This is a genomic window from Flavobacterium sp., from assembly GCF_046317795.1.
Classification (GTDB): domain Bacteria; phylum Bacteroidota; class Bacteroidia; order Flavobacteriales; family Flavobacteriaceae; genus Flavobacterium.
The window spans coordinates 42,840-52,658 of sequence record NZ_JBKCVI010000123.1; the positions used below are offsets into that span (position 1 = coordinate 42,840).

The 9,819-nt window shown below is 31.1% G+C and carries 10 protein-coding genes and 1 tRNA gene; 9 read left to right on the forward strand and 2 right to left on the reverse strand.

The window, feature by feature from the left end; genetic code table 11:
• Positions 1-454: 454 nt before the first annotated feature.
• From rnr to ACK5ON_RS07360, 4 genes are read left to right on the forward strand one after another with little or no spacing between them, the layout of a single operon-like run.
• Positions 455-2,635 carry a ribonuclease R gene (gene rnr / locus ACK5ON_RS07345; protein ID WP_409821277.1) on the forward strand — a complete coding sequence of 727 codons (2,181 nt, stop codon included), beginning with the start codon at positions 455-457 and terminating at the stop codon, positions 2,633-2,635.
• A 45-nt stretch (positions 2,636-2,680) separates the two neighbouring features.
• Positions 2,681-3,346 carry a head GIN domain-containing protein gene (locus ACK5ON_RS07350; RefSeq protein WP_409821279.1) on the forward strand — a complete coding sequence of 222 codons (666 nt, stop codon included), beginning with the start codon at positions 2,681-2,683 and terminating at the stop codon, positions 3,344-3,346.
• A gap of 55 nt (positions 3,347-3,401) precedes the next feature.
• Positions 3,402-4,094, forward strand: coding sequence for a LysE family translocator (locus ACK5ON_RS07355; protein WP_396172865.1), 693 nt, complete (start codon positions 3,402-3,404; stop codon positions 4,092-4,094).
• Between the two features lie 9 nt (positions 4,095-4,103).
• The gene (locus ACK5ON_RS07360; RefSeq protein WP_409821281.1) at positions 4,104-4,508 is read left to right on the forward strand and encodes a hypothetical protein; all 405 of its coding nucleotides are present in this window, start codon (positions 4,104-4,106) and stop codon (positions 4,506-4,508) included.
• A 340-nt stretch (positions 4,509-4,848) separates the two neighbouring features.
• Here ACK5ON_RS07360 and ACK5ON_RS07365 read toward each other — a convergent pair.
• Positions 4,849-4,919: transfer RNA gene (locus ACK5ON_RS07365), tRNA-Cys, on the reverse strand.
• 97 nt (positions 4,920-5,016) lie between these two features.
• Positions 5,017-5,376 carry a dihydroneopterin aldolase gene (gene folB, locus ACK5ON_RS07370; protein WP_409821283.1) on the reverse strand — a complete coding sequence of 120 codons (360 nt, stop codon included), beginning with the start codon at positions 5,374-5,376 and terminating at the stop codon, positions 5,017-5,019.
• Between the two features lie 116 nt (positions 5,377-5,492).
• On the opposite strand from folB, the gene ACK5ON_RS07375 reads away from it, so the two are divergent.
• From ACK5ON_RS07375 to ACK5ON_RS07395, 5 genes are all read left to right on the forward strand, one after another.
• Entirely contained in the window at positions 5,493-7,208 is a 1,716-nt protein-coding gene (locus ACK5ON_RS07375; protein WP_409821285.1) for a glutamine--tRNA ligase/YqeY domain fusion protein, read from the forward strand.
• A gap of 311 nt (positions 7,209-7,519) precedes the next feature.
• Positions 7,520-8,503, forward strand: a complete 984-nt coding sequence (locus ACK5ON_RS07380) for a hypothetical protein (RefSeq protein ID WP_409821288.1) — start codon at positions 7,520-7,522, stop codon at positions 8,501-8,503.
• Positions 8,504-8,568: 65 nt separating this feature from the next.
• A complete protein-coding gene (locus ACK5ON_RS07385; RefSeq protein ID WP_409821290.1) occupies positions 8,569-8,898 on the forward strand; it encodes a YtxH domain-containing protein in 330 nt (109 codons plus the stop codon).
• On the forward strand, positions 8,898-9,248 hold the full coding sequence (locus ACK5ON_RS07390; RefSeq protein ID WP_396172875.1) for a competence protein: 351 nt from the start codon (positions 8,898-8,900) through the stop codon (positions 9,246-9,248). The genes ACK5ON_RS07385 and ACK5ON_RS07390 overlap by 1 nt, the downstream gene beginning before the upstream one ends.
• Positions 9,249-9,250: 2 nt before the next feature.
• Positions 9,251-9,505 carry a DUF6327 family protein gene (locus tag ACK5ON_RS07395; RefSeq protein ID WP_396172877.1) on the forward strand — a complete coding sequence of 85 codons (255 nt, stop codon included), beginning with the start codon at positions 9,251-9,253 and terminating at the stop codon, positions 9,503-9,505.
• Positions 9,506-9,819 lie beyond the last annotated feature (314 nt).

Sequence of the window (9,819 nt, forward strand, 5' to 3'; positions counted from 1 at the left end):
GTAATGCAAAATTGTAATTAAAAAATCAAAATTAGTTTCTCTTTTTTTTATAAATTTTATCAGCATAAATAAGATGGTTTTCAACAAAAAACAATACAAAAACTTATTAAAAAAATAAGTTATTTTTAATATATTAACAGCTGTTAATAAAAAATAAATATTTACTCATTTTAAGAACTTTACAATTACTTAACATTGTTAATTTCTCTGTATAAGTTTAGATAACTTTTAAAATATGATTATTTAAAAAAAGTTATTACAACTATTAACACGCTATAATAACCATCATAAATTTAAATTTAATTTAATATTTTTTTTGATAATTCTAATGATTGTTGAAAACTCTAATTTTTTTATAAAAATAAAAAATGTTATTTTTTCTATAAATCTTAATACTTAATTCTATAAATCTTAATACTTCTTCGTAATTTTCAGCAATAATACTAAAGATACAATGAGAAAGAAACCCAAAAAGTTCGGAAAAAATGAGAAAACCTTTTCCGAAAAAATATTTAAAATATTATCTAAAAACGCCAATAAACCTTTCAATTACAAACAAATAGCTGCTATTTTAGAATTAGACGATACTAAAAGCAGAAATGAAATAATTAAAGATTTAAAAATTTTAGCTGCTCAAAAATTAATCATAGAATCTGAACCTGGTAAATACCTCGTAAAAGCTTCCAGTAAGCAATATTATGAAGGAGTAGTTGATATGACTTCTAGAAAAACGGGCTATTTTGTTTGTGATGAATTAGAACATGATGTGTTTATCCCTTTTATAAATTTGAATCATGCTTTAGATAATGATAAAGTAAAAGCGTATGTGTATAACCGAAGAAGTTCTAGAAAACCAGAAGCTGAAGTAATCGAAATAGTTGAAAGACACAAAACAGAATTCGTAGGCGTTATCGATATTCAGAAAAATTTCGGATTTGTAACTACAGCTAATGCTAAAATGTATACGGATATTTTTATTCCAAAAAACAAATTAGGGGAAGCTGAACATGGAGATGTAGTTTTGGTAAAACTAGAAGATTGGCCAGCAAAAGCCGACTCACCTTTTGGTTCTGTTATAAAAGTACTTGGAAAACCTGGTGAACACAATACCGAAATTCACGCCATTCTAGCTGAATATGGTCTGCCGTATGATTTTCCGATTGAAGTGGAAGCATATGCTAATAAACTAGAAACTTCTATTACTCAAGATGAAATTGCAAAACGAAGAGACATGCGAAAAGTACTCACGTTTACTATTGATCCAAAAGATGCTAAAGATTTTGATGACGCACTTTCCTTTCAAGTTTTAGATAATGGAAATTATGAAATTGGTGTTCATATTGCTGATGTTTCTCATTATTTAAAAGAAGGAACTATTCTTGATGATGAAGCATATAAAAGAGCAACTTCTGTTTATTTAGTTGATAGAGTGGTTCCAATGCTTCCTGAAGTTTTATCAAATTATGCTTGCTCGCTAAGACCACATGAGGAAAAATATACGTTTTCTGCTATTTTTGAATTAACACCAAAAGCTGAAGTTGTTAATCAATGGTTTGGTAGAACTATTATTTTCTCTGACCAACGTTTTTCGTATGAAGAGGCACAACAAATTATAGAAACAAAATCAGGTGCTATTCCTGCTGAGATTTCATTAACAGGAAAGGAGTATAAAGTGCCAGCAGAAATTGTAGCAGCCACCTTAAAACAAGATGAATTAGCTAAGATTCTGCGAAGAAAAAGGATGGCTGAAGGTGCCATTTCTTTTGATAAAGTAGAAGTAAAATTCAATTTAGATGAAAATGCAGAACCTGTTGGTGTTTTCTTTAAAATATCTAAGGATGCTAATCATTTAATTGAAGAATTTATGTTGTTGGCCAATAAAAAAGTGGCTGAATTTATTGGAAAACAAAAGAAAACGTTTGTATATCGAATTCACGATGAACCCAATGAAGATAAGTTAATCAACCTGCAAACGGTGATTTCTAAGTTTGGTTATGCGATAAATATGAAATCGAAATACGATATTTCAAAATCATTGAATAAATTACTAAATGATGTCAACGGAAAAAAAGAACAAAATTTAGTAGATACGTTAACCATTAGAAGCATGAGTAAAGCCAAATATTCTACCGAAAATATTGGTCATTATGGTTTAGCTTTTGATTTTTACAGTCATTTTACTTCGCCTATTCGTCGTTATCCTGATGTGATGGTGCATCGATTATTGCATTATTATTTAGATGGAGGAAAATCAGCTGATGCTGATATTTACGAAGAAAAATGTGCTCATTCCAGTGATATGGAAGGTTTAGCGGCTCAAGCCGAAAGAGATTCGGTAAAATACATGCAAGTAAAATACATGCAAGATCATAAAGATCAAGAGTTTTTGGGAGTTATTTCAGGAGTTACAGAATGGGGAATTTATGTAGAAATTATTGAAAACAAATGCGAGGGAATGGTTCGTATTCGCGAAATAAAAGAAGATTATTATACATTTGACGAAAAGCAATATGCCTTAGTAGGTCAAGCTACAGATAGTATTTTACAATTGGGAGATGAAGTTTTTGTAAAAGTAAAAAATGCGGATTTAGTTAAGAAACAATTGGATTTTCATTTTATTAGAAGAAAGGAATAGGTAGTGTTCAGTTTTCAGTTATTAGTATTCAGTAAATTTTTTAATATGAAAAAAATTGTTTTTAGTTTATTAATATTTAGTACAGTTGCTTTTGCTCAAGAAACCAAAAATATGGGCAATTTTAACAAAGTAACTTCCTTTGATCGTATTGATGTTTTTCTTGTTCCAAGTGATGAAAATAAAGTGCAACTTGATGGAAAAGATGCTGAAGAAGTAGAGTTAGTCAATAAAAATGGCGAATTAAAAATTAGAATGCCTTTAACTAAAATAATGTCTGGAGACAATATTTCGGTTACAGTTTATTTTAAAAGTCTTGATGCTGTTGAAGCAAATGAAGGTTCGAGAATAGCATGTGGAGACACAATTAAAGCAACATTTTTTGATATAATAGTCAAAGAAGGTTCTGAAATAAAACTATTGCTTGATGTAGAAAAATTAAAAAGTAAAGTTTCAGATGGTTCAACAGTATCTTTGGAAGGAAAAGCATCAACTCAAGATGTTTTAGTGAATTCAGGAGGAATTTATGAGGCAAAAAAATTACTAACCAGTCAAACAACCATTACGGCAAATGCTGGTGGACAAGCAGCTGTTTTTGCAACAAATGTAGTCGATGCAAAAGTTCGTGCTGGAGGAGAAATCACCATTTATGGTAAACCAAAACAAATTAATCAAAAAGTAATAGCAGGCGGAACTATTGAACAAGCAAAGTAATTTTATTTTAAAATATAGATTTTAAATTCTAAATTGCAGTGTCAAAATTGTAACAATGATAGTAGTTAAAGATATTTTATCAGCCATCCCACTTGGTTTCTTTCTAAGTTTTATGATTGGACCAGTATTCTTCGTTTTGTTAGAGACGAGTGTCGTAAAAGGATTCAAGGCAGCTATTGTATTTGATTTAGGTGTTGTTTTAGCCGACATAATTTTTATTATCGTAGCTTTTTTTAGTAGTTACCGATTAATACAAAGTATAAAAGACGATCCAGCATTGTTTATTTTTGGCGGATTAGTGATGTTGACTTATGGAATCATATCATTTGCAAAAAACAGAAAAGAATCTAAAAAAAGCATCGATGAAATTGATCCAAAAATATTAGCAAAAACCAATTATTTATCTTTGTTTTTTAAGGGTTTTTTCTTGAATTTCATTAACATTGGCGTGCTTGGTTTTTGGTTAGCTATCTTGATAACTGTAGGTCCACAACTAGAATTGAAAACCTCTAGAATGTTGACTTTTTTCTCCACTTTAATAGTTACTTATTTTATAACTGACATTTTTAAAATTCTATTAGCCAAACAATTACGTAATAAACTTAATCCAAAAAACATTCTTTTGATTAAGAAAGTTATTAGTATTATTCTAATTGTTTGTGGAGTTTTTTTACTTTCACAAGCGTGGTTTCCCAATGAACAAAAAATGGTAAATTCTGCTTTTGAAAAGTTGGAGAAAGAGAAATAGCTCTGTGTTATGGGAAAAATAATTTTATTCTTCTTGTTATTTTTAATTTTTCACATTTCTGTATTTTCTCAAAATGACGGGAAAAAATACATATTGCATTTGCGTGGCGAAGCACAAGATACATTAGTATATGAAATGGAGTTGAATAACGACAAGACTTTTGAAAACCGTAAATACTTTAAAAAAACCACAGACACTATAAGTAATTACAAAAAGTGGATGGTCGATATTAGAAAAGGCACATTTAAAAAAGAAAAAGGGTTTTTTAGACTTACTCAAATGGATGGTGACCAATGCCTAAATGGTGCTTTGATAAGAATTGTTTTTGGCCAAATTTGGTTTTATAGTCAGACAGAGAAAGATGGTAAAGTAAGGCGTTGCAGATTAATTACATATCATAGAGCCAGTTTATAACAGCCGTTAGTTACAAATGCTCGTTTAGTTTTACTTATCCATAGTAATTTAATTCTAAAAACCTTTCCTTTAAAGCTATTCGAGCACTTTTTTAAATTAACTTTTAAATAATTTTTAGATTCTTCGTTCTTCAAGTTCGAGAGCTTTGCTCGAACTTGTCTGCCGTCAGGCAGGCTGGCGAAGCAATAACAAATAAAAAGAGCCACTATTTACAATAACTCTTTTGAGGCATCTCCCGAAACTTCGGGACGGGTTCGAACATAACTTTAATCAATTTTTTAGATTCTTCGTTCCTCAGAATGACAAAAAAAAAGAGCTACTATTTCTAGTAACTCTCTTGAGGCATCGTCCGGATTCGAACCGGAGTATACGGTTTTGCAGACCGGTGCCTAGCCACTCGGCCACGATGCCAGTTGGACGGCAAATATACTAAAAAGTTTAAAGTTTAAAAGTGTAAAGTTTAAAAAGTTTTCTAACTACTTCGTACTTCCAACTTCGTAAATCGTATTTAACTCCTGTATTCTTCCATTTCAATAGTAACCGCTTCAACATCACCACCAATAGGAGGATTGAGTTTTGAAACCGCTAACAGAATTCTCGATACTTCGGGTATTTCACTAAAAATTCTAACAATAATTCTATGGCCTACATGTTCTAATAACTTGGAACGAACAGCCATTTCTTCAACAACAATTTTGTTTAAAAGCACATAATCAACCGTATCTTTGAGTTCATCAGTAGTTGAAGATTTTCTTAAATCAGTTTTAATTTCTAAATCAACACGGTAATCGGAACCAATTTTAGCTTCCTCTTCTAAGCATCCATGAAATGAAAAAGTTCTGATATTTTGTAGTTTTATAGTTCCCATATATTCTATGTTTCAGGTTTAAAGTTCAAAGTTACTATGTTTTCTAGCTTTTTTAAACAACTTTAAACTTTAAACTTTAAACATTTTCTATCTTTGTCAAAAGATAGAAAATTACTATGTCTACAGAAGAGAAGTCGCTTAATTTCATTGAACAAATTATAGAAGAAGATTTGAAAAACGGTTTGTCGAAAGATAAACTTCGTTTTCGTTTTCCGCCAGAACCTAATGGGTATTTGCATGTGGGTCATGCTAGTGCGATTTGTTTAAATTTTGGCTTAGGCATTGATTATAATGCGCCGGTAAACTTGCGTTTTGATGATACCAATCCAGCAAAAGAAGAGCAGGAATATGTTGACGCTATCAAGAGAGACATCGAATGGCTCGGCTTTCAATGGAGTAATGAATGTTACGCTTCTGATTATTTTCAGCAATTATACGATTGGGCAATCGAATTTATCAAAAAAGGAAAAGCTTATGTGGATAGCCAATCTTCTGAAGACATGGCAAAGCAAAAAGGAACGCCAACAAGTCCAGGAACGGATTCACCATACAGAAATCGCTCTGTTGAAGAAAATTTAGATTTATTTACGCGAATGAAAAACGGGGAGTTTCCAAACGGAACACACATTCTTCGCGCCAAAATAAGTATGAATGCCAACAATATGTTGATGCGTGATCCAATTATGTACCGAATTCTACATGCACATCATCACAGAACAGCAAATGATTGGTGTATTTATCCAATGTATGATTGGGCGCATGGCGAAAGCGATTATTTGGAACAAATTTCACACTCGTTTTGTACGCTCGAATTTTTGCCACACCGAGAATTATACGATTGGTTTTTAGACCAGATTCAATCTGAACTTGTTTCAGATTCTCAACTTCCTGTTCGTCCAAAGCAAAGAGAGTTTGCGCGTAGAAATCTTTCTCATACGGTTGTTTCAAAAAGAAAATTATTGCAATTAGTAGAAGAAAAACACGTTACTGGTTGGGACGATCCAAGAATGAGTACCATTTCGGGAATGCGTCGTCGTGGATATCCACCAATGGCAATCCGGAATTTTGCTACTACTATCGGAATTGCAAAAAGAACAAATCTTATTGACGTTTCGCTTTTAGAGTTTTGCGTTCGAGAAGAACTGAATAAAACAACACCTCGTGTGATGGCGGTTTTAAATCCCGTAAAATTGGTTATTACTAATTATCCTGATGGGAAAGAAGAAATTTTAGATGCCGAAAACAGTCCGGAAGACGAAAGTTTAGGATTTAGAAAAGTGCCTTTTTCTAAAGAATTGTATATCGAAAGAGAAGATTTTCAGGAAGAAGCCAACAAGAAATTTTTCCGTTTGACCTTAGGAACAGAAGTGCGTTTGAAAAATGCTTATATCATCAAAGGGGAAAGTGTTGTAAAAGATGCAGCCGGAAAAATAACCGAAATTCATTGCACTTACGACGAAGATTCTAGAAGTGGAAGCGGAACAGAAGCTTCTCAACGCAAAGTAAAAGGAACCATTCATTGGGTTTCTATTGCCCATGCAATTCCTGCAGAAGTTAGAATTTATGACCGTTTGTTTACTCATGAAAATCCAGATGGCGATAAAGAGGTTGATTTCAAAGAATACATCAATCCAAATTCATTGGAAGTGATTACAGGATATTTGGAACCTAGTTTAGCAACTGCCAAAAACGGAGAACGTTTCCAATTCCAACGTTTGGGCTATTATTGTGTTGATAAAGATTCTTCTCCCGAAGCTTCGGGAGGAAAATTAGTTTTTAATAAAACTGTTGGCTTGAGAGACACTTGGGCAAAAGTGGAAAGTAAAGAATAAATAAAGTATAGTTTTTATAGATTAAAGTCAACAGAAATGTTGACTTTTTCTATTATTAGATTATATTATAGTTGATTTAAAATGGATATAGTAAAACTATTAAAAACGGCTTTTATATTTTAATTTTAAGCAATTTTTAAAATTAATTCTAGTGAAATTATATTTCAGCAAAAAACACTTCAGCAATCACCTTATTTCGATTTTAATTAATTTAACGGTTTTTATATTTGACTATTGATGGTAAATAGTAAAATATTTTGTGTTGTTTTATTTTTATTTTATATTTGACTATTGATAGTAAATAGTAAAATATGACTGCTAAAGAAAAAATCATTCAGCTTTTTGAAATAAAAAAGGAATTGAGTGTAACGGAAATTGTAAATGAAATCCATGCTTCCAAACAGATGGTACATTTGGTTTTAAATACGTTGATAGATAATAATTTTATCGATAAAATAGGTAGAACACCCAAAACTATTTATAAACTCAAAGTTATTACTAATAAAAAAGCTATTACGACTGCTATTATTCCAGTCGAAAAACAAAAGTTTTTACAAGATAATTTTATTCTAATAACCGAAATAGGCCAACTTCTTAACGGATTAGAAGCATTTGAAAACTGGTGTGAAAAACGTAGTTTACCATTAGAAAAAACTATTGATGAATTTATTTTAACCAAAGACAAATACAACCAATATATTGATAAAAACGGATTAATATCGGGTTTAGAAAAGCTAAAAAACACTAAAGGTCATGATAAAATTTTATTAGACGAATTACTTTATCTTGATTTTTATGCCATAGAACGATTTGGAAAAACACGACTTGGAACTATTTTACATTACGCAAAACAAGGTCAGAACAAGATGTTGATGACTATTTTAATTGATGAGATTAAAGAAAAAATAAATACGCTAATTTCAGTTTATAAAATTGATGCCATAGCTTATGTTCCACCAACAATAAGACGTGAAACTCAACTAATGAAAGTATTAGCCAACGGTTTAAAAATTAATTTACCAAGTATAGAAATTCAAAAAATTGGCGGTTTAATACCGGTTCCACAAAAATCTTTAAATAAAATTGAAGAGAGAATTAGCAATGCAGAAAACACCTTTGTTGTAAAAGGGAATGTGTCCTATAAAAATGTTCTTTTAATTGATGATGCGGTTGGTTCTGGCTCAACTTTAAATCAAATAGCTGGAAAAATTAAAAACAAACAATTAGCAAAGAAAGTGATTGGCCTAGCAATTGTAGGAAGTTTTAAAGGTTTTGATGTTATTACCGATGTTTAACTTCTATTTAATGTTGAAAACAATTTTTTTTTCGTAACTTTATTTGAAATTAAATTATAGAAATCATGTCAAGTTCAAACAACAATAGTATTTTAGCCCTTCTTGCTGGAGCAGCAGTCGGATTGGGATTAGGAATTTTATTTGCTCCGGATAAAGGTTCAAAAACAAGAGAAAAAATCAAGGATGGTTTAGATGATTTGAAAGACAGCGCCAAATCAAAATGGGACTTCCTTGAAACAGAAACCAAAGAAAAGTTCTCAAAAACAAAAGACGATTTGAAAGACACTGTTAATGATTTGCTCTCTGATTCAAGTTACAAGGCGGAGGAAGCAATTACTTTTTTGGAAGAGAAATTAGCCGAGCTAAAAAAACAAAACGCAAAACTTCACAAATAATGGCTTTTGAAGAATTAAAACAAAATGCAGAAGGCATTCAGGAAAATACCAAAGCATATATAGAAACTAGTCTAGCGTACTATAAACTTTGGGGTTTTAAAGTTGCCATGAAGTCAACCACATTGATGGTTAAGTTTTTCTTAATCGCATTTTGTTTGATGATTGTTTTACTGTTTATATCAATCGCAGGAGCTTTTGTTTTTGGCGAGATGTTGAACAGTTACCCTTTAGGTTTTTTGTGTGTAGCGGGTATTTATTTAGTTTTAGCGTTACTTTTATTCTTCGTAAAAGACAGAATTGTTGAAGGCCCCATTTTAGAGAAATTCTCCGAAATATTTTTTAATGATTAATTATGGAAACCAAAAAATATTCATCCTACGCCGAAATCGAGCAAGAGTTACAAATCCTAAAAATGGAAAGGGAAATACAATATCAAAAGATTGTATTGAGCATTGATAAAACCAAAGAAAGTATTCTTCCGTTTAGGAAAGTTAATAAGATTTTGGAAAGCGTTTCAAATTTCTCATCAGGAACGTATGGGACGATTTTGAAAACACTAATTCCAATAGCAATCAATTGGTATATAAAAAGAAAAAGAGGCGATTAGGTCTCTTTTTTATTGTTTTACCAAGAATTTGTGGGTTTTAGTTATAAGATAAACCATTAAGAAATTAAGTAAATTAAGGCTTAATGTTTCTTAATTTCTTAATGGTTTAATTTATGGGCTTTATATTTCAAAATAATGCATATTTTGGTAATACCCACTCAAATTCTGATGGAATCAATATTACACATCAGTCTCGGTTGGTTCTTCCTCGTCATTAATTTTATGGTTAGTCCCTTTTTTCTTGTTTGGCTCAATCTTTTTCATCCCCGTTTTCATAGATTCGCCAACTAGATTACTAGCTGTAAAACTTGCCA

What these genes read in the sequence shown, in the direction of transcription:
- rnr (WP_409821277.1), top strand. Translation starts at nt 455, where the DNA reads ATGAGAAAGAAACCCAAAAAGTTCGGAAAAAATGAGAAAACCTTTTCC.
- ACK5ON_RS07350 (WP_409821279.1), top strand. Translation starts at nt 2,681, where the DNA reads ATGAAAAAAATTGTTTTTAGTTTATTAATATTTAGTACAGTTGCTTTT.
- ACK5ON_RS07355 (WP_396172865.1), top strand. Translation starts at nt 3,402, where the DNA reads ATGATAGTAGTTAAAGATATTTTATCAGCCATCCCACTTGGTTTCTTT.
- ACK5ON_RS07360 (WP_409821281.1), top strand. Translation starts at nt 4,104, where the DNA reads ATGGGAAAAATAATTTTATTCTTCTTGTTATTTTTAATTTTTCACATT.
- folB (WP_409821283.1), bottom strand. Translation starts at nt 5,376, where the DNA reads ATGGGAACTATAAAACTACAAAATATCAGAACTTTTTCATTTCATGGA.
- ACK5ON_RS07375 (WP_409821285.1), top strand. Translation starts at nt 5,493, where the DNA reads ATGTCTACAGAAGAGAAGTCGCTTAATTTCATTGAACAAATTATAGAA.
- ACK5ON_RS07380 (WP_409821288.1), top strand. Translation starts at nt 7,520, where the DNA reads ATGACTGCTAAAGAAAAAATCATTCAGCTTTTTGAAATAAAAAAGGAA.
- ACK5ON_RS07385 (WP_409821290.1), top strand. Translation starts at nt 8,569, where the DNA reads ATGTCAAGTTCAAACAACAATAGTATTTTAGCCCTTCTTGCTGGAGCA.
- ACK5ON_RS07390 (WP_396172875.1), top strand. Translation starts at nt 8,898, where the DNA reads ATGGCTTTTGAAGAATTAAAACAAAATGCAGAAGGCATTCAGGAAAAT.
- ACK5ON_RS07395 (WP_396172877.1), top strand. Translation starts at nt 9,251, where the DNA reads ATGGAAACCAAAAAATATTCATCCTACGCCGAAATCGAGCAAGAGTTA.